At 67.4% G+C, this 19173-nt stretch carries 15 protein-coding genes and 2 pseudogenes; 9 read left to right on the forward strand and 8 right to left on the reverse strand.

Translation table 11 applies throughout. The features are described from left to right. Positions 1-42 precede the first annotated feature (42 nt). The 3 genes from LXM88_RS36075 to LXM88_RS36085 form a co-directional block, all read right to left on the reverse strand. The gene (locus LXM88_RS36075) at positions 43-1047 is read right to left on the reverse strand and encodes a chemotaxis response regulator protein-glutamate methylesterase (RefSeq protein WP_262544239.1); all 1005 of its coding nucleotides are present in this window, start codon (positions 1045-1047) and stop codon (positions 43-45) included. Between the two features lie 202 nt (positions 1048-1249). Beyond that, a complete protein-coding gene (locus LXM88_RS36080; protein ID WP_262544240.1) occupies positions 1250-1690 on the reverse strand; it encodes a hypothetical protein in 441 nt (146 codons plus the stop codon). Positions 1691-1790: 100 nt separating this feature from the next. Continuing rightward, on the reverse strand, positions 1791-2015 hold the full coding sequence (locus LXM88_RS36085) for a hypothetical protein (RefSeq protein WP_039357299.1): 225 nt from the start codon (positions 2013-2015) through the stop codon (positions 1791-1793). Positions 2016-2360: 345 nt separating this feature from the next. On the opposite strand from LXM88_RS36085, the gene LXM88_RS36090 reads away from it, so the two are divergent. From LXM88_RS36090 to LXM88_RS36105, 4 genes are all read left to right on the forward strand, one after another. Next, on the forward strand, positions 2361-3050 hold the full coding sequence (locus LXM88_RS36090; protein WP_262544241.1) for a DUF969 domain-containing protein: 690 nt from the start codon (positions 2361-2363) through the stop codon (positions 3048-3050). After that, positions 3047-3997 carry a DUF979 domain-containing protein gene (locus LXM88_RS36095; RefSeq protein WP_262544242.1) on the forward strand — a complete coding sequence of 317 codons (951 nt, stop codon included), beginning with the start codon at positions 3047-3049 and terminating at the stop codon, positions 3995-3997. The genes LXM88_RS36090 and LXM88_RS36095 overlap by 4 nt, the downstream gene beginning before the upstream one ends. Before the next feature lie 19 nt (positions 3998-4016). After that, positions 4017-5039: a DUF2891 domain-containing protein gene (locus LXM88_RS36100; protein ID WP_262544243.1), complete on the forward strand. Its 1023-nt coding sequence runs from the start codon at positions 4017-4019 to the stop codon at positions 5037-5039. Positions 5040-5181: 142 nt separating this feature from the next. Continuing rightward, entirely contained in the window at positions 5182-5505 is a 324-nt protein-coding gene (locus tag LXM88_RS36105; protein WP_262544244.1) for a hypothetical protein, read from the forward strand. A 31-nt stretch (positions 5506-5536) separates the two neighbouring features. Here the strand turns inward: LXM88_RS36105 and LXM88_RS37215 are convergent. Further along, positions 5537-5638 (reverse strand): annotated as a pseudogene (locus tag LXM88_RS37215) (IclR family transcriptional regulator); the annotation flags it as partial. 286 nt (positions 5639-5924) lie between these two features. On the opposite strand from LXM88_RS37215, the gene LXM88_RS36110 reads away from it, so the two are divergent. The 3 genes from LXM88_RS36110 to LXM88_RS36120 are packed head-to-tail and all read left to right on the forward strand — an operon-like array spanning position 5925 to position 10604. Continuing rightward, positions 5925-8861, forward strand: coding sequence for a molybdopterin oxidoreductase family protein (locus LXM88_RS36110; protein WP_262544245.1), 2937 nt, complete (start codon positions 5925-5927; stop codon positions 8859-8861). 16 nt (positions 8862-8877) lie between these two features. Continuing rightward, complete coding sequence (locus LXM88_RS36115; RefSeq protein ID WP_262544246.1) at positions 8878-9621, forward strand: 4Fe-4S dicluster domain-containing protein; 744 nt, start codon at positions 8878-8880, stop codon at positions 9619-9621. Positions 9622-9656: 35 nt separating this feature from the next. After that, on the forward strand, positions 9657-10604 hold the full coding sequence (locus LXM88_RS36120; protein ID WP_262544247.1) for a dimethyl sulfoxide reductase anchor subunit family protein: 948 nt from the start codon (positions 9657-9659) through the stop codon (positions 10602-10604). Between the two features lie 92 nt (positions 10605-10696). Here the strand turns inward: LXM88_RS36120 and LXM88_RS36125 are convergent, their stop codons facing one another. Then, positions 10697-13582 (reverse strand): GH92 family glycosyl hydrolase, encoded by a 2886-nt coding sequence (locus LXM88_RS36125; protein ID WP_262544248.1) that lies wholly within the window; start codon positions 13580-13582, stop codon positions 10697-10699. A 289-nt stretch (positions 13583-13871) separates the two neighbouring features. After that, the gene (locus LXM88_RS36130; protein WP_262547121.1) at positions 13872-14195 is read right to left on the reverse strand and encodes a hypothetical protein; all 324 of its coding nucleotides are present in this window, start codon (positions 14193-14195) and stop codon (positions 13872-13874) included. On the opposite strand from LXM88_RS36130, the pseudogene LXM88_RS36135 reads away from it, so the two are divergent. Beyond that, positions 14182-14430: pseudogene (locus LXM88_RS36135) on the forward strand (hypothetical protein); the annotation flags it as partial. The gene LXM88_RS36130 and the pseudogene LXM88_RS36135 sit on opposite strands and share 14 nt — an antisense overlap. A gap of 9 nt (positions 14431-14439) precedes the next feature. On the opposite strand, the gene LXM88_RS36140 reads toward LXM88_RS36135, so the two are convergent. Then, positions 14440-16680, reverse strand: coding sequence for a TonB-dependent receptor (locus tag LXM88_RS36140; RefSeq protein ID WP_262544249.1), 2241 nt, complete (start codon positions 16678-16680; stop codon positions 14440-14442). A gap of 325 nt (positions 16681-17005) precedes the next feature. On the opposite strand from LXM88_RS36140, the gene LXM88_RS36145 reads away from it, so the two are divergent. Next, a complete protein-coding gene (locus tag LXM88_RS36145; protein WP_262544250.1) occupies positions 17006-18070 on the forward strand; it encodes an asparaginase in 1065 nt (354 codons plus the stop codon). 115 nt (positions 18071-18185) lie between these two features. Here LXM88_RS36145 and LXM88_RS36150 read toward each other — a convergent pair whose 3' ends face one another. Beyond that, a complete protein-coding gene (locus LXM88_RS36150; RefSeq protein WP_262544251.1) occupies positions 18186-19160 on the reverse strand; it encodes a LysR family transcriptional regulator in 975 nt (324 codons plus the stop codon). Positions 19161-19173 lie beyond the last annotated feature (13 nt).

The following is a 19173-nucleotide window of genomic DNA, read 5'->3' on the forward strand; positions in this document are numbered from 1 at the left end:
TGCAAGGGCAGGCATGGGTGTCGCGCGTGTTCATCGTCGGGATCAGATCCGCGCGAGCGCCGCCAGCTCGCCCGCGATGCGTCCGAGCGGCAGGATCGCGCGCGCCGCGCCGAGCGTTGCGGCCGCTTTCGGCATGCCGTACACGGCGCTCGTCGCCTCGTCCTGCGCGATCGTATGGCAGCCCTTCATCCGCAGCGACTTCAGGCCGATCGCGCCGTCGCGCCCCATTCCCGTGAGCAGCACGCCGATCGCGCGGCCGGGCCAGTGCTCGGTCAGGCTGTTGAAGAACACGTCGACCGACGGCCGATACGGCGTGGCGGCCGGCTCGCGCGTGTATTCGAGCGTGCCGGAGCGTGTGATGCGCAGGTGATCGTCGGTCGCGGCGAGCAGCGCGACGCCCGGCTGCGGGCGGTCGCCTTCGCGGGCGACGCGCACGGCGAGCGGCGTCTGGCCGTCGAGCCATTGCGCCATGCCTTCGGCGAACGCGCGGTCGACGTGCTGCACGATCACGATCGGCGCGTTGAAATCGGCCGGCAGGCCGCCGAGGATCGACGCGAGCGCGCCGGGGCCGCCGGCCGATGCGCCGATCGCGATCAGCGGGCCGCCGCCGGTGCGGGGGGCCGTGTCGGCGACGCGCGAGCCGCCCGGCGCATCGAGCAGGCGGCCGATCTGGTCGATCTTCGCGAGCAGCAGTCGGGTCGTGTCGCCGGCCGCGCCGTCGCCGAGCCGCGGCGTGTCGACCGCGTCGAGCGCACCGGCGCCCATTGCCTCGTACACGCGCCATGCGTTCGCGCCGATGCAGCTCGTCACGATCAGGATCGCGCACGGTCGTTCGGATCGCATGATCCGCCGCGTGGCTTCGATCCCGTCGAATTTCGGCATGATCAGGTCCATCAGCACGACGTCGGGCGGCTGCGTGGCGCACAGTTCGACGGCCTGCGCGCCGTCGGTCGCGACCCACAGCACGCGGTGCTCGGGCCGACGCGCGATCGCGCGGCGCATCGCCTCGACGGCAAGCGGGAGGTCGTTGACGATGCCGATGTTCACAAGCGGAATTCTCCGGTCGGTTCGTAGTGTTGGAGGTGGGCCGGGTTCATGGAAGGGGCTGCCTGTTCGGCGCCGCCGGACAGCATCGGCGGCCGGACGGCACGGCATTCTTTTTCGGTTGACGACGCCCCGAATGCTGTCATGCGGCGCGGGCGGCGGCAATCGAAAAATTTGCACATTGCGCCGTTTCAGTGCGTTTCCTCTATGGCGATACGGCGTTTCCGGCCGGTGACGGAACCGGGCCGGCGCACGCGTGGATGCCACGGCCATGCGATCTCGCCACGGCAGGCCGCCGGAGCACGCATGTTACCGTGCCGGCTTCGACGGAAGGGACGAGGAGATTCGGATCGACACCACGCTCGTCAGCCGCGACCCGTACGCGCCGGTCGTGATCGAACGCGACGGCCGCTTGCTGCACCGGATCGACATCGACAGCGGGCACGCGTCGTTCTACCGCGAGTTTCCGGTCGAGCCCGACGCGGTATGTGTGCTGCGCGACGACGCCGAGCGCGAACGCTGCTTCAGCGCGATCCTGTTTGCCTGCCGCGACGACGTCGAAGCGTTCCTGACGCAGCTCGACCGCAACAGCAACGGCGCCGTATCGAACCTGCCGGGGATCTTCACGCAGGCCGACTACGGGCAACTGCGCGCGGGCCGGCGGTTCGGCGCGGGAGCCGGCACGCCGGCTTCGTCGCGGCACCCGGACGGGCAACCGGCCGCGCACCGGATGCGCGGCCGCCCCGTCAATGGCTGCGCGCGTACCCCTGGATCAGCGCGCGCATCATTCCTTCGACCGTCGCGTCGAGCAGGTCGGCTTCCTGCTCGGACTCCTCGACGAGCGCGGCATAGGCGGTCGCGAGCGTCACGCGGTCGACTTCATGGCGCTGTTCCATCAGCGTCACCATCCCGTCCTTCGCCAGATGAGCGGAGAACGCGCGGCTGCCGATGGTCTGGAATACGTCAATCATGGCGGCTCTCCCGTACGTTGCAGATGCTTTCCAGTGTAGTCGGCGCACCGGGGCTCCGCCACGCGCGGCGGCCCGTGCCGACGGCCGCCGGCCGGTGCGAATGCAGGGAAGCGCGCGTCGCCACGCGCCCGCCCGCGCCGGTCGACCGGCGATCGATTCGTCCGACGAAACACCGCCGACACATGGCCCGTGCACGGTATCCGCATGCTTCAACGTTTACCCGAACCGGTAAATCGTCGACTTTTTATCGATAAAGTCTCGTGTTAGATTTTGCCGTCCGAACCCGGTCCAAACCGGGCAGGCGGCGCGCCGCGAAGGCGCTCGCGTCCAACACAAGGAGGAGCAATGCTGGTGCTGATTGGGGTGCCGATCGTCGTGATCGGTTTCGCGCTGCGCTTCAATGCGCTGCTGGTGGTCACGATCGCGGGGCTCGCGACGGGGCTGGCCGGCGGGCTGAATCTCGTCGACATCGTCAGCGCGTTCGGCAAGGCGTTCACCGAAAACCGCTACATGGGGCTCATCTGGCTGACGCTGCCGGTGATCGCGCTGCTCGAACGCAACGGGCTCAAGGAGCAGGCGAAGCGGATGATCTCGCGCGTGCAGGCGGCGACCACGGGCCGCGTGCTGATGCTGTACTTCGTGCTGCGCCAGGCCACGGCCGCGCTCGGCCTCACGTCGCTCGGCGGCCATGCGCAGATGGTGCGTCCGCTGATTGCGCCGATGGCCGAAGCCGCCGCCGTCACTCGATACGGCGACCTGCCCGAGTCGGTTCGCCAGCAGATCCGCGCGCATGCGTCGGGCGCCGACAACATCGCGGTGTTCTTCGGCGAGGACATCTTCATCGCGATCCAGTCGATCCTGCTGATCAAGGGCTTTCTCGAACAGAACGGGATTTCCATCGAGCCGCTGCACTTGTCGGTGTGGGCGATCCCGACCGCGATCGCCGCGCTGCTGATCCACTGCACGCGCCTCGCGCTGCTCGATCGCCGGCTGGCGCGCGGCTTCGGCCTGCTGGGGCCGGAGGGTGCGCGATGATCCGCCTCGAATCGCTGTACACGCTCGCGGGGCTGATGTTCGCCGCGTTCGCGTGCTTCAACCTGACGGACCGCACGAACCCGCGGCGCGTCGTCAATTTCGCGTTCTGGGCGATCTACGCGGTCACGTTCCTGTTCGGCGCGCTGCTGCCGCATTTCGTGACGGGCTGCCTCGCGATCGCGCTCGCGGTGATCGCCGGTTCGGGCAAGCTCGGCCGCGGCAAGTCCGACGAAGCCGGCGAAGCGGCGGCCGTGCGACGCGCGTCGCTCGCGCAACGCTTCGGCAACCGGTTGTTCCTGCCCGCGCTGCTGATCCCGGTGGTCACGCTGATCGGCACGTTCGCGCTGAAGCTCGTGCCGTTCGTCGACCCGAAGAGCGTGACGCTGATCTCGCTCGTGCTCGGCACGATCGTCGCGTTCGTCGTCGCGCTCGCGATGCTGCGCGATTCGCCTGTGCACGCGCTGAAGGAAGCGCGCCACACGATGGACGCGGTCGGCTGGGCCGCGATCCTGCCGCAGATGCTCGCGGCGCTCGGCGCGCTGTTCGCCGTCGCCGGTGTCGGCGGCGTGGTGTCGGGGCTCGTGAAGGACTGGGTGCCGATCGATTCGCCGTTCGCGGTTGTCGCGGCCTACACGGTCGGAATGGCGCTGTTCACGATGATCATGGGCAACGGCTTCGCCGCGTTCCCGGTGATGACGGCCGGCATCGGCTTGCCGCTGATCGTCCACCAGTTCCACGGCAACCCGGCGATCGTCGGCGCGATCGGGATGCTGAGCGGCTTCTGCGGTACGCTGATGACGCCGATGGCCGCGAACTTCAACATCGTGCCGGCGGCGCTGCTCGAACTGAAGGACAAGAACGGCGTGATCAAGGCGCAGTGGCCGACGGCCGTGCTGCTGCTGGCCGTGAACACGCTGCTGATGTATGCGTTCGCATTCCGCTTCTGACTCGATGGACGAGATCCTCATGACCGACCGACTCACACCCGAACTCGCGTCGAAATTCGCGTCGCTCGCACTTGCGCACCTGACCCGCGAATATCCGAACAAGCTCACGCATTCGCTCGAAGGCCCGCACGACGTGCAAGGGCCGCGCGCGCTGCATCCGATCTTCTACGGCAGCTACGACTGGCACTCGTGCGTGCACGGCTACTGGCTCGTGCTGCGCGTGCTCGAACGCCATCCGGCGCTGCCGGAGGCCGAGCGCATCGTCGCGATCGTCGACGCGCACTTCACCGACGCGAATGTCGCCGGTGAGCGCGCGTATCTCGCGCTGCCGCACAACAGCGGCTTCGAACGGCCGTATGGCTGGGCGTGGCTGCTTGCGCTGTCCGCGCAACTCGAACGGCTCGCACTGAAGGGCGCGCTGCCGCAGGCCGCGCGCTGGGCGAAGACGCTGGCGCCGCTCACCGACCTGTTCGTGTCGCGCTTCGAGACCTTCCTGCCGAAAGCGACGTATCCGCTGCGCGTCGGCACGCACTTCAACACCGCGTTCGCGCTGGCGCTCACGCTCGACTTCGCGCGCGACACGCAGCGCGACGGGCTCGCGGCGCTGATCGTCGATACCGCGAAGCGCTGGCACCTGAACGACGTCGCGTGCCAGGCGTGGGAGCCGTCGGGCGACGAATTCCTGTCGCCCGCGCTGATGGAGGCCGAGCTGATGCGGCGCGTGCTGCCGGCGGCCGAATTCGACGGCTGGTTCGCGCGCTTTTTGCCCGATCTCGCGCGCGGCGAGCCGGCGACGCTGTTCGAACCGGCGACGGTCAGCGACCGCAGCGACGGCAAGATCGCGCACCTCGACGGGCTGAACCTGAGCCGCGCGTGGTGCCAGCGCGCGCTCGCCGGCGCGCTGCCGGAAGGCGACGCGCGGCGCGCGAAGCTGCTCGACGCGGCCGACCGGCATCTCGCGAGCGCGCTCGCGCACGTGGCCGGCGACTACATGGGCGAGCACTGGCTCGCGACGTTCGCGGTGCTCGCGCTGGAAGCGTAGCGCGCGGCCGTTGCGCGACGCGTAATGGCAACGAAACCCCGCCGGCGGCAAGGTCATCGGCGCGCGGCTATACTCGCCGCTCGGGCCGCTTCGCGCAGCATGCGTTGCGCGAAGCGGCCATCCGCCAGTTCGCCGCCTCTTCATGGACAAGCTCATTTCCTACGTCGCCGCGATCCACGGGCTCGCCGGCCCGGTATCGATCGTGTCGCACGCGACCTCCCACGACCGCTGGACCGACGACGACGTCGAAGTCACGCGCGACGAAACCGAATACCGCTTCGACAACGGTGCGATCGTGCGCCGCTCGGTGGAGCACGATCGCGCACCGTCCGACCTGCTGTGCGCCGAATGCTGGATCGACTACGACGTGCTGCGCCATCCCGATGCGCACCCGATCAGCCCGTCGCGGCTGACGTTCGACAACGCGTGCCGCGAAACCTTCTGGCTGCGTTACCACCTTGCTTGAACGCTTGACTGTCTGACCGTTCGCGGCCGCGTCAGCCCGGCGGCACACCATCGGCCGCATGCAGCAGCGGCGCGAGCCGGGCGGCCGCGTCGCGCATCTTCGACACGTTCTCCAGCAAATCGTTGAGCGTCGCGTACGGGCTGACGTGCCGCGGCCGTCGCGAGCATCTCGACGACAGCGAACTGCTCGCCTATCCGCCGCGGTAACGCATGACGCCGAAGGCCCGGCCGTGAGCCGGGCCTTCGCGCATGCGGACCCTGTCCACGCCCGATGGATTGTCTAGCCAACTATCAGGCCGCCCGATAGGACCGATCGGAGGATGCGACTTTATGTCGACCGCGTGCCGGCATAGCATGGATGAACCGACTCACGGGTGCGCCCCGGCGGGGCGCGCCATCATCCGCGAACGAGGACAGACGATGGAGCATCGAGCACGCGAGCGCGACGAGCAGGCCGAGATCAAGACGACGACGTGCTACATGTGCGCGTGCCGCTGCGGCATCCGCGTGCACCTGCGCGACGGCGAAGTGCGCTATATCGACGGCAATCCCGAGCATCCGCTGAACCAGGGTGTTATCTGCGCGAAAGGTTCGTCGGGAATCATGAAGCAGTATTCGCCCGCGCGGCTCACGCAGCCGCTGATGCGCAAGCCGGGCGCCGAACGCGGCGACGCGCAGTTCGAGCCCGTGTCGTGGGCGGTCGCGTTCGACGTGCTCGAAAAGCGGCTCGCGCATCTGCGTGCGACGGACCCGAAGCGCTTCGCGCTGTTCACCGGCCGCGACCAGATGCAGGCGCTCACCGGCCTGTTTGCGAAACAGTTCGGTACGCCGAACTATGCGGCGCACGGCGGGTTCTGCTCGGCGAACATGGCGGCCGGGATGATCTATACGATCGGCGGCTCATTCTGGGAATTCGGCGGCCCCGATCTCGACAACGCGAAGCTGTTCTTCATGATCGGCACCGCGGAGGATCACCATTCGAATCCGCTGAAGATCGCGCTCGGCAAATTCAAGCGCGCGGGCGGGCGCTTCATCGCGATCAATCCGGTACGCACCGGTTACGCGGCGATCGCCGACGAATGGATTCCGATCCGCCCCGGCACCGACGGCGCGCTGTTCATGGCGCTGATGCACGAGCTGATCGCGCGCAACGCGTTCGACGTCGAATTCGTGTCGCGCTTCACGAACGCGGCCGAGCTGGTCGACCAGCGCGACGGCGCCGACACGTTCGGGCTGTTCGTGCGCGATGCGGCCGCGCCGGAGGTCAACGCGCTGTATCCGCAGAACCGCATGTGGTGGGACACGAAGACGAACCGCGCGGTGCTGCACCACACGGACGGCGCGGAACCGGCGCTCGACGGTCGTTACACGCTCGACGACGGCACGCCCGTCGTACCGTCGTTCACGCTGCTGCGCGAACAGGTGGCCGGCTGCACACCCGAATGGGCGGCCGACATCACCGGCATCGCAGCCGACACGATCCGCCGCCTCGCCCGCGAGATGGAGACGGTCGCTCGCGATCACGCCATCGAGCTGCCGGTGCGCTGGACCGATTCGTGGGGCAAGGAGCATGCGACGGTGAAGGGCGTGCCGATCGCGTTCCATGCGATGCGCGGGCTTGCCGCGCATTCGAACGGCTTCCAGACGATCCGCGCGCTCGCCGTGCTGATGTCGCTGCTCGGCACGATCGACCGGCCGGGCGGATTCCGGCACAAGGCGCCGTATCCGCGCGCGGCGCCGCCGTCGGCGAAACCGCCGAACGATCCGGCCCAGGTCAAGCCGAACACGCCGCTCGCCACCGGCCCGCTCGGCTGGCCGGCGGGCCCCGAGGACCTGTTCATCCATCCGGACGGCACGCCCGCGCGGCTCGACAAGGCGTTCTCGTGGGAATACCCGCTCGCGGTGCACGGGCTGATGCATTCGGTGATCACCAACGCGTGGCGCGGCGATCCCTATCCGATCGACACGCTGCTGATCTTCATGGCCAACATGGCGTGGAATTCGTCGATGAATACGACGGAAGTGCGCAAGATGCTGGTCGACAAGCGCGACGACGGCGAGTACCGGATCCCGTTCCTCGTCGTGTGCGATGCGTTCGCGTCGGAGATGACGGCATTCGCCGACCTGATCCTGCCCGACACGACCTACCTCGAACGCCACGACGTGATGTCGGTACTCGACCGGCCGATCTCCGAATTCGACGGGCCGGTCGACTCGGTGCGCGTGCCCGTCGTGCCGCCGACCGGTGAATGCAAGCCGTTCCAGGAAGTGCTGATCGAGCTCGCGAGCCGGCTGAAGTTTCCGGCGTTCACGACCGCGGACGGGCAGCGCAAGTACCGCGACTATCCGGATTTCGTCATCAACTTCCAGACCGCGCCGAATTCCGGAACCGGCTTCCTGATCGGCTGGCGCGGCAAGGACGGTGACAAGGCCGTCGTCGGCGAACCGAACCCCGACCAGTGGCAGCGCTACGCGGAGAACAACTGCGTGTACCACCACCGGCTGCCGGAGCCGCTGCAGTACATGCGCAACTGCAACGGCCCGTACATGCAGTGGGCCGTCGACAACGGGATGCGCAAGTTCGGCGTGCCGATCGTGATCCAGCTCTATTCGGACGTGATGCAGAAATTCCGGCTCGCCGCGCAGGGCCTCACGTCGGGCCGCCAGCCGCCCGACCACTTGCGCGAGCGTATCGTGCGCTATTTCGATCCGCTGCCGTTCTGGCACCGGTCGCTCGAAAGCGGGCTGACCGATGCGAACCGCTATCCGCTCGCGGCGATCACGCAGCGGCCGATGGCGATGTACCACTCGTGGGATTCGCAGAACGCGTGGCTGCGACAGATCCACGGCGAGAACCACCTGTTCGTGAATCCCGCGACGGCCGCCGCGCAACAGATCGACGACGGCGCGTGGATCTACGTCGAATCGCCGTGGGGCAAGGTGCGTTGCCGCGCGCGCTACAGCGAGGCGGTCGAACCCGGCACCGTGTGGACGTGGAACGCGATCGGCAAGGCGGCCGGCGCATGGAACCTCGGGCCCGAAGCGGGCGAATCGCAGCGCGGCTTCCTGCTCAATCACGTGATCACCGACGAGTTGCCGGATGCGGCCCGCGCCGGTGCGCGGATGTCGAACTCCGATCCCGTGACGGGGCAGGCCGGCTGGTACGACGTGCAGGTGCGGATCTATCCGGCCGAAGCCGATGCGAAGACGACACTGCCGCAGTTCGCGCCGATGCCGCCGCTGCCCGGCACGCCGCGCGTGCTGCAGCGCGTGCAGGCGTATTTCGCGGGAACCGGCGCATTCGCCGCGCGGCTGCGGCGCGCGGCGTCGGCCGGTTCGCCGTCAGACGATAGCTGATCGAAGGAGCGCAACCATGACCCAGATGGCCCTCGTCATCGACCTGAACGTATGCGTCGGCTGCCATGCCTGCGTGACGAGCTGCAAGGAATGGAACACGTCGGGCGAGGCCGGCAGCCTTGCCGACCTGCGCCCGTACGACGACGATCCGTCCGGCACGTTCTTCAACCGCGTGCAGATCTACGAAGCCGGCGTGTTCCCGATGACCGACACGATCCACTTCCCGAAATCGTGCCTGCACTGCGAGGACCCGCCGTGCGTGCCCGTGTGCCCGACCGGCGCGAGCTACAAGCGCAAGTCGGACGGGATCGTGCTAGTCGACTACGACAAGTGCATTGGCTGCAAGTACTGCGCATGGGCGTGCCCGTACGGCGCGCGCGAGCTCGACGAAGGCCGCAAGGAGATGACGAAGTGCACGCTGTGCGCGGACCGCATCGACAACGAAGCGCTGCCGGAGCGCGACCGCAAGCCGGCCTGCGTGCTCGCGTGCCCGACGTCGGCGCGGCTGTTCGGCGACGTGCACGATCCCGACTCGGAGGTGTCGCGCGCGATCCGCGAACGCGGCGGTTATGCGCTGATGCCCGAATGGGGCACGCGGCCGTCGAACCATTACCTGCCGCGCGTGAAAACCGAAGCGTCGTGCGGTTGCGGCAGCGGCGGCGGATGCGGCAGCACGTCGGGCGGCGACGCGGACGAGTCGTTCGAGGCGCGCGCGGCGCGCGGCGACATCGATCTCGTTTCGCTCGCGACGCCGCGCTAAGCGCGTTTTTTCATTCAGATCCAGACGGAGTTCCCATGCGCCCAGCCTTTTCGGTCGTTTTTCTCACGACGCTGTGCGGCGCCGCACAGGGCCTGCTGCTGACGCTCGTGATCGTCGAGGCGCTGGCGCGGCTGGCCGGCGTCGACGTGGCCGCCGCGTTCTACATGACCGGCGCGGCGCTGTCGGTCGCGCTCGGCGTGCTCGGCCTGTTCGCGTCGTTCTTCCATCTCGGCCACCCCGAACGCGCGTGGCGCGCGATCGCGATGTGGCGCACGTCGTGGCTGTCTCGCGAATGCATCGCGCTGCCGGTGTTTCTCGCGTGCGCATTCGCGTATGGCGCGGCGCACCTGTTCGGCTGGCCCGGGACGCTGTTGATCGGCGCGGCGGGTGCGCTCGCGAGCGTCGCGCTGTTCGTGTGCACCGCGATGATCTACGCGTGCCTGCGCTTCCTGCAGGAATGGGCGAGCCCGCTGACGCTCGTGAACTTCGTGCTGCTCGGCTGCGCGTCGGGCTGCACGCTCGCGACGGCGTGCGCGGCCTGGCTCGCGCCGGCGCTGGTCGGCCGGCTCGCGGCGGCCGCCTGCGTGCTGACGCTCGCGGGTGGTGTGACGCGGCTCGCGTCGCTCGCGCGCAATGCGCGGCTGCGGCCGAAGTCGACCGTGCAGAGCGCGACGGGGATCCGCAATGAAAAGGTCGAGCAGAAATCGCGCGGCTTCACGGCCAGCGCGTTCAATACGCGGGAGTTCTTTCACGGGCAAGGCAACGGCACGCTGCGCGCGGTGAAGGCCGGTTTCCTGATCGGCGCGTTTGCGGTGCCGTTCGTGCTGACCGGTGCGGGTGCGCTCGCGCCGACATCGGTCGCGGCAGCCGTCGCGCTCGGCGCGGCGTTCGTGATCCAGTATGCGGGGCTGGTCGCGGAACGCTGGTTCTTTTTCGCCGACGCGCGGCATCCGCAGAACATCTACTACCAGCGCGCGTCGTGACGACGCGTGTGCGCGTACTTCCGCGACGCGTGCTCACGAGGGGGAGCAGGGGACATTGTCACGTGCGATGTCCCCCGCGGGTCATGCGGGCATCACGAGGCCGTCATGCCGATGCCGAACACGTGCATCTTGCCGGCACTGACCTGGCGCGGCAGCACGATGCTCGTGACCACCTTGCCGGGCGGCACGGGAAGCTTCTGCGCGAAGATGTAGGTCTTGACGTTGTCCTGCTGGCCGTTGCCGCCGTTGCGGTAGGCCATCGTGACGGCGACCGTCGAGCTGGCGCTCGCGCTGCCACCGTTCAGGGTCCAGTCGTCGAACGCCAGCGTGACGCCCTGACTCGAGCCGTCGGCGAAGTTCAACTGCGCGATGCCGCTGCTCGGACCATTGTTGGCCGAGCCGAGCACCACGACGCCGGTGCCGACCGACCCCGGCGGCAGCATCACGGTTTGGCCGACGGTCACGGTGTTGTCGAGCGACAGCGGTCCGCCCGCCACCGCCACGCTGGCGCCGGCCACCGCGAACGGCTTGCCCGGTTGCACGCCCGCGGCCGCCAGCGCGTTCAGCGAGTAGCTGAACAGGCTGCCGTCGAAGTCCGCACCCTGGCCGTCGGTATTGGTCGCGCCGTCCGCGCTGAAGCCGCGATTGTTGTAGCTGTCGGCCGCGTTGAGCGCCACCGGCACGCCGAACGACGGCGGCTGTTTCTGGCTGCCCCATTGCGACGGAGCGCCGCCCATCGCGAAGTGCAGCGTGGCGCCGTTGGCGATGTCGTCGAAGGCAACCCATGCGGCAGGGTGGGCACGACCGTTGATCGACAGCGACTGCACATAGTTCGACGCGGGCGCGCCCTCGGCGCGGATCCGCCAGGTGCGGCCGTTGCCGAGCCGCACGTCGATCTGCGGGAACTGCGGGCTGCCGATCGCGAGGCCTGCCACGCCGGGGATCTGCGGGTACAGGCCGAGCGCGCCCCACACGTACCAGCCCGACACCGCACCGAGGTCGTCGTTGCCCGGCAGGCCATCGGGGCCGGTGCCGAACGCGGTGCCCATGATCTGCTGCACCACGCGCTGCGTGCCCGACGGTTGCGCGGCCCAGTTGTAGAGCCAGGGCGCCTCGAAGGTCGGCTCGTTGCCCATGTAGAAGTTCGGCAGTGTCATGCCGGCATTGAGTACCGTGAAGAACTGGTCGAGTCGCGACGTCACCGCCGTATTGCCGCCCAGCTGCGCGAACAGGCCGACCGAATCGTACGGCACCATCCACGTGTACTGCTCGGCATTGCCTTCCACGTAGTTGTCGCCGCTGCTCGGCGTCTCGGGAATCCACGCGCCGTTCGACTGCCGTGCCGCGATCAGCGGGGGTGTCAACGCGGTGTTCAGCAGGTTCTGCCAGTAGGCCGAGCGGCCCAGCAGCATGCGCTGCGTGGCGGTATCGCCGAGTGCGCCGGCAAAGCGCGAGATGGCGAAGTCGCTGCTCGTGTATTCGAGCGTCGACGAAGCCTGTCCCCACTCGCCGCTGGTGATATAGCCGGTCTGCAGGTAGCTCGCGCGTCCGCCGTTGGTGGTCACGTTGTTGCACGCGGTGCCGGGGATGTTCGCCATCTTCACCATGTGCTGCAGCGCTGAGCGCGTATCGAAGCGTCGTGCGCCGAATGCATGGGCACTCGACACGATCAGCGAACCGGCATCGCCCGGCATCACGCCGTCCTCGACGTTGTCGTTGACCCAGTGCGGTATCGCGCCGCACTGGTCCGCGTCGTTGACCAGCGACTGGATCATATCGCTGGTCTCGGACGGGTTGAGGATCGCCTTCAGCTGGATCAGCGAGCGATAGATGTCCCAGCCCGAGAACGACGAATACTGTGCCGCCTGGCCCTTGGCGACCTGATGCACGGTATTGTCGAAGCCGATGTACTGGCCGTTCGCGTCGCTGAAGATGCTGGGTGCCCACAGCGCGTGATAGAGCGCCGTATAGAACTTCTTCTTCGCGTCGAGCGTGCCGCCCGCCACGCGGATCCCGTTGAGGCGGTCGTTCCAGATGCGGTCCGCCTGCGTGCGCACGCCGTCGAAGTCCCAGCCGCGATTTTCCGCGTCGAGGTTGGCCTTCGCATTGGCGACGCTGACGTACGAGATGCCGATCTTCATCCTGACCGTCTGGCCGGAGCGGAAGCCGAGCTGGGCCACGCCGTGCGAAATCGCGGACGAAGCGAAGGGCTGGTCGAACGCGGCGTAGAAGTACACGGGCACCGGCACCGAGTTACCGCAGAAGCCGCCGCCGATCGTGCTGCCCGAGAGGGCGCTGTCGGAAACCTGCGTGATCGCACCGGTGGTCAACGTCTTCGTGTTGGTGCGCGTCGCGTCGAGCACCAGCAGCGCGGGTTGGCCGGCCGGGTAGGTGAACCGGCCCAAGCCGGTGCGCAGCGTGGCGGTCAGCTCCACCTTGATCTGCGAATCGAGCAGCACGGAATAGTAGCCGGGCTTCGCCGTTTCATTCGCATGACTGAAGGTCGGCACGAGCTTCGTCGCGTCGGTGGTCGGCATGATCGGGAATTCGCCGTTGTTGCCGCTGCAGCCGGCCCCCGGCATGTGCGTCACGCTGAATCCCTGGATCGAGTGGATGTCGTAGTAGTAGCCGGCGGGCGAGTTCGGTTCCTGGCTGTCGTTCGGCGCCGGCGTGGTGTTGGTGTCGGGCGCCCATTGCACCATGCCCGACGGCAGGCCGGCGGCCGGCTCGACGCTACCGGCCTGTCCTGCCGGCACCGGGTTCGGTGAATTGCTCGCGAGCGTGCCGATCAACGGATCGACATACTGCGTCAACGACAGGCTGCGGTTGTCGTCGAGATTGGTCGTATCGGCCACGGCGTTCGACGGCCTTGCAGTCAGTATCGACGCCGCCGTTCCGTCGCTGCCGTCACCGCCTCCGCATCCTGCCAACGCACACGTCGCGGCCAGTATCGCCGCGAGCGTCGTGAATCGATTCATGATTGCCCCCTCCATTCGGATATGCATCTTCTGCGTTGATCACCCGGTCGATCGAACCATGGGTTCGCCGTGGGTTATTGCTATCCTGTTGGGTCGTAACACTAGGATTTGGAGGAATCCGCTGTCAATCGGAATAACAGAGTTGTAATATTTTTATTCGATTTACTAAACAAATGGAAACGCCGGGACATTCGGCGCTGTTTCGTCGAGATGACACTGCAACGGTGTGAGCGCGAGTGACGCGCGCGGTGCCCGGCGCAACGACATGCGCGCGTCATTTCGCATCCGGTCAGGTGTCCGTCTTTTGCATCCGCACGCACTGCGCCAGCGCCCGCACGCCGGGCTCGATCCGGTCGAGCGGAATCGCGGAAAAACCCATCCGGAAGCAGCGGCATCGCGCACACGCTGTTGGCGTGCGCGTCGCGCGAATTCGGGCGGCCGATCCGCATCGATGCCGGCGCGCGTGCATGGCCCGATACGCCGGCGTGCGCGTCGCCGTGCCGCTGCCTCGAATACGAAGGGCTGGTTGTGGTTCGCTGACTTGCGACGCGGCAGGCAAGGGCGTGCCGCGTCGCACGAGGCCGACGGCGATCGAGCGCGTGACGCCGATCACGTGCTTTCGCGACGTCGACCATGCATCGTCGTCGTCGGTCTGCACGAACCGCTTCGACAGCATCACGCGCTTCATCACCGAGCTGGAAATCGGCAGCGTGAAGAATTCGGGGCTGGGCTACAAGGAAGGCGTGCAGGAAGCGATGCAGCGCTTCACGAACCTGAAGGCGTATTCGCTGCGGTGGCGAATGCGGGCGGGAAGGGCGCGTCGCGTCTTCCCGCCGCAGCCGGCATGATGACCGGTATTACTGATAGAAGTTGAGCGTGACCATCGCCGAACGGCCCGGCGCCCACGTCGCGTAGATCGGATACGCGCTCGAGTAATACTTCTTGTCGAACAGGTTCTGCACGTTCAACTGAACGTCCATCGTCTTGTTCACGCGCCACGTCGCGGCCGCGTCGAAGCGGGCATAGCCGGGCGTCCATTTCTTCACGGTCGGCGACACCGACGCATAGGTCTTGCTCATCACCGTCGCGCCCGCGCCGAGCGTCAGCTTCGGCATCACGTCGTAGCTCGTCCACAGCGTGAAGCTGTGCTTCGGCACCATCACCATCGGCAGGCCGGCGCCGCCCGGATTGCCGGGGCCTGCATCGACCGTCACCGCGTTCAGGTACGTATAGCCGCCGAACACGTGCCACTTGTTCGTCAGGTTGCCCGCGAAGCCCAGTTCGGCGCCGCGCACGCGCTGCTTGCCCGCGTTGATCGTATGGCCGAGGCCGTCGCTGACCTGCGCATTGGTTTTCTCGGTATCGAACAGCGCGGACGTCAACGAAAGCTGCTGGTCGATCACGTCCCACTTCGCGCCGACCTCGATGTTGCGCGTGCGCTCGGGCGTCAGGTTCTGGTTGTTCGCCGTGATCTGGTCGGTGCCGCCGCCGAGGCCGCCGTTCGACCCGGGCGGGTTCGATGACGTGCCGTACGACGCGTACAGGCTCACGGTGCGCACGGGCTTGTAGACGAGGCCGAACTGGTAGCTGAACAGGTTCGACGTGTTCGACAGGTTGGCCGCGCCGGCCTGCTTCGCGGTGAGGTCGTAGCGGTCGAAACGCAGCCCCGCGTTGAACAGCCACTGCTCGGTGAGCTTGACCGTATCGAAGACGTACGCCGACGCGGTGGTCGTTCGCGTGTTGGTCGTCGCGCCGGGGAAGCCCTTGTCGCCGTTCAGCACGATATTGCCGGTCCACGGCATGTTCGGGTTCCAGCCGCCCGCGAGCGGCGTGCAGTTCCCCGGCACCGTGCACGGGCCGCCCGTGCGGATGTTGTTGCCTTTCGCGTCGGTCACGAGGTAACCCTCGTAGCGGTTCTGTTCGAGGCTGAACTCGACGCCGGCCGTCAGCGTGTGCTGCATGCCGAACAGGTTCGTGCGGCCGGTGATTTCGGTCTGGTTCGCGATGCCGTTCGTCGCGTACTTGCCGCTCTTCGCCTGCAGGCTCAGCATGTTCGGATTCGACGCGAGGATCTGCGGATTCGTCGCCACGTAATCGAGCGTCGTGCGGCCGAACATCGTCGTGTTCTTCAGCTTCCAGTCGTCGTTGATGCGATGCTCGACGCGCACTTCGCCGGTGTCGGTCTGCCCGTAGCGATAGTCGCGCGTGTTCAGCCCGAAGAACTGCCCGCGATCGGTCGGCACCGGCGTGCCGCCCGACGCGCGGAACGGCACGCTGAAGTCCGGCATGTCGTACGAGTTCAGGTGGTAGTAGCTGACCGTGACCGTGGTCGGCGTGTTCAGCCCGAACACGATCGACGGCGCGACGCCCCAGCGCTTGTTGTACACGTCGTTGCGGCCGGCCTGGTTCGCGTCGTGGCCCATCACGTTCAGGCGCACGGCGGTCGTGTCGTCGATCTTGCGGTTCGCGTCGACCGTCGCGCGCTTGTAGCCGTCGGTGCCGAAGCCGATGCTGCTGTTGATGAAGTTGTCGTTCTTCGGCGTCTTCGTGACGATGTCGACGCTGCCGCCCACCGAGCCGCGGCCCGCGTAGACCGAATCGGGGCCCTTGATCACGCTGATCTGCTCGACCGCGAACGTCTCGCGGTTCTGCAGCCCCGAGTCGCGCATCCCGTCGACGAAGATCGAGTTGCGCGATTCGAAGCCGCGGATCACCGGACGGTCGGCCGACGGGTTCGCGGCCGCGTCGCCGCCGAGGAACGTGATGCCCGGCACCGAGCGCAGCGCGTCCGCGAACGACGTGACGTTCTTTTCCTTGATCAGTTGCTCGGGGATCACCGTGACCGAGCGCGGCGTGTCGAGCAGCGGCGCGGTGAACTTGTACGACGGCGAGCGCTTCACCTGCATGTCCGACAGCGCGGACGACTGGACCGCGATCGCCGGCAGCGTCGCCTGGACGTCGGCGGACGGGGCAGGCTGGTCGGCGGCAGATGCGGGAGCGGGAGCGGTTTCGGCGGAGGCGAGCAGCGGCGTCAGGAAAACGGAGCAGGTCAGCGCCGACACGAGGGCACGGGGCCTCGTCTTGAACTGGGCGGGCATATCGAGAGGCAGCAGAAGATTCGGTGATCGGGCGCGTTTTCTCGATGCGGGCAGCGCAGGCCCGGAACATCGGAAAACGTCAATGTAAATGCGTATGATTCGCGTTTGCGGTCGCAATTCTACGGATTGGCAACAAATATGTAAACGCTTGAATGGTTTCTGTACTGAACCAGTCAGGTTTTCGTGAGCCGTGCGGCTGCCTTTGCGTCACATGCAACACCGCTTTCCATTGCCTGCCCGGCGCGCGGGGGCGGCGACTCGATACACTTCCGTACCGGTTGGACGGGCCCCGGCAAGCAGGCCCCGAGCAAGGAGACAGGACACGATGGACACCCAACGCGCAGCGGTCGTCACGTACCGCGGCATTGCGATCGAGAACACGCACGTTGCCCATGTGGCGGTGGTGGATGCAAGCGGCCGGTTGCTGGCCCGGTTCGGCGATCCGTTCCGGATGACGCTGGCGCGGTCGGCTGCCAAGCCGGCCCAGGCGCTGTCGGTGATCGAGACGGGCGCACCCGAGCGCTTCGGTTTCGACGACGCGGACATCGCGCTGATGTGCGCGTCGCACAGCAGCGAGGACCGGCACATCGAACGCACGCGGGCGATGCTGGCCAAGGTTGCCGCGCACGAATCGGATTTGCGTTGCGGCGGCCATCCGCCGTTGTCCGATGCGGTGTACCGGTCGTGGGTCAAGCGCGACTACACGCCGACCGGCGTGTGCAGCAACTGTTCGGGCAAGCATGTCGGGATGCTGGCCGGCGCGCAGGCGATCGGCGCCGCGATGGCCGATTACCATCTGCCCGATCATCCGATGCAGGTGCGCGTGAAGCATGTCGTGGCCGATGCGTGCGGCTTGCGCGACGACGAAGTCGACTGGGCGATCGACGGGTGCAACCTGCCGACGCCGGCGTTTTCGCTGGATCGGCTCGCGCGCCTCTACGCGTCGCTGGCCGACGGCGCGGACAAGGTGGAAGCGGGCGGCGGTGAGATCAGCGATCGCGTTCGCGCGCTGGCGCGCATTCATCGTGCGATGACCGCGCATCCGGAACTGGTCGCCGGCGACGGGCGTTATTGCACGGTGCTGATGAACGCGTTCGACGGGCAGGTGGTCGGCAAGCTCGGTGCCGATGCGTGTTACGGGCTCGGCGTGCGTGCATCGGAAAACACGCGGCGACTCGGCGCCGACGGTGCGCTCGGCATCTCGGTGAAGATCGAGGACGGCAACCTCGACGTGCTCTACATGGTCGTCAGCGAGATTCTCGATCGGCTGCAGATCGGTACGTTCGTGCAGCGCGCGCAACTGGCCGGCTTCCACCGGCCGCGGATGCTCAACACGCAGGGCGTCGGGATCGGGCACGCCACGTTCCCGTTCGAATTGCAGCCGGCCTGAGCGTCGTCACTGCGCCGGTGCCGCCGGCCCTTGAACGAGGGCGCGCGTATCGGCGAACGCGCGCTTCGCTGATCGATACGAATGCAACCGCGCGTAGCGGTCGCGATCACGACCGCTACGCGCGAGCGCCGCGAATCTTCGCCAGCTCGACGTCCGACAGCTCGCCGATCTGCGCGAGGTGCTCCGCGAGAAAGTCCTTCAGCACGCGCAGCTTCGCCGAGCTGCGCCGGTTCGCCAGATACGCGATGTAGATGAATTCGCCCGTCAGCCGGTTCTGCAGCCGGTAGCGCGGCAGCACGGCTTCGAGCCGGCCGCTGGCGAGCAGGTCGCGCACCAGCCAGATCTCGAACTCCGCGATGCCGAGCCCCGCGCAGGTCGCTTCGAGCAGCAGCTCCGAGTGGTCGGTGACGAGGTTGCCGGCCGGCAGCACGCTGTGCTGCGCGTCGCCGTGCACGAGATTCCAGCGCGGATCGCCTTCCGGGTGCACGTAGCGCAGGCAGTTGTGGTGCTTCAGGTCGTCCGGCGTCGACGGGCGCCCGCTGCGATCGAGATAACCGGGCGTCGCGCACAGGATGCTGTCGTTGCGCGACAGCCGGTGGACGACCAGGTTGTCCAGGTAGTTCTCGCCCTCGTGAATGTCGAGATCGAAGCCGCCGGCCACGAGGTCGTTGTGGTTGTCGGTGAGCCGCACGTCGAGCTGGATCGTCGGGTAGCGCGCGAGAAACGGCGCGACCAGCGGCGCGAGATGGCGGCGGCCGAACGCGACCGGCGCGGTGAGCTTCAGCGGGCCGCTCGGCTGCGCGTTCAATTCGGCGACGACGCGCAGCGTGTCGTCGAGATCGGAGATCAGCGTGACCGCGCGCTCCAGATAGATGTGGCCGGCCTCGGTCAGCGTCACGCTGTGCGTCGAACGGTGCAGCAGCGCGACGCCGAGCGCGTCCTCGATCGCCGTCACCTTGCGCGCGACGGTCGATGTCGATACGTGCATCTCCTTCGCGACTGCCGAAAAACTCCCCGTTTCGACCACTCTCACGAACGCGCGCATCGCGCCGAGGTGATCGATGCCTGTCTCTCTCACGCCTTTTTTCATTCGATTCTCGCTG

This window comes from Burkholderia sp. S-53, assembly GCF_025560745.1.
Lineage (GTDB): Bacteria > Pseudomonadota > Gammaproteobacteria > Burkholderiales > Burkholderiaceae > Burkholderia > Burkholderia pyrrocinia.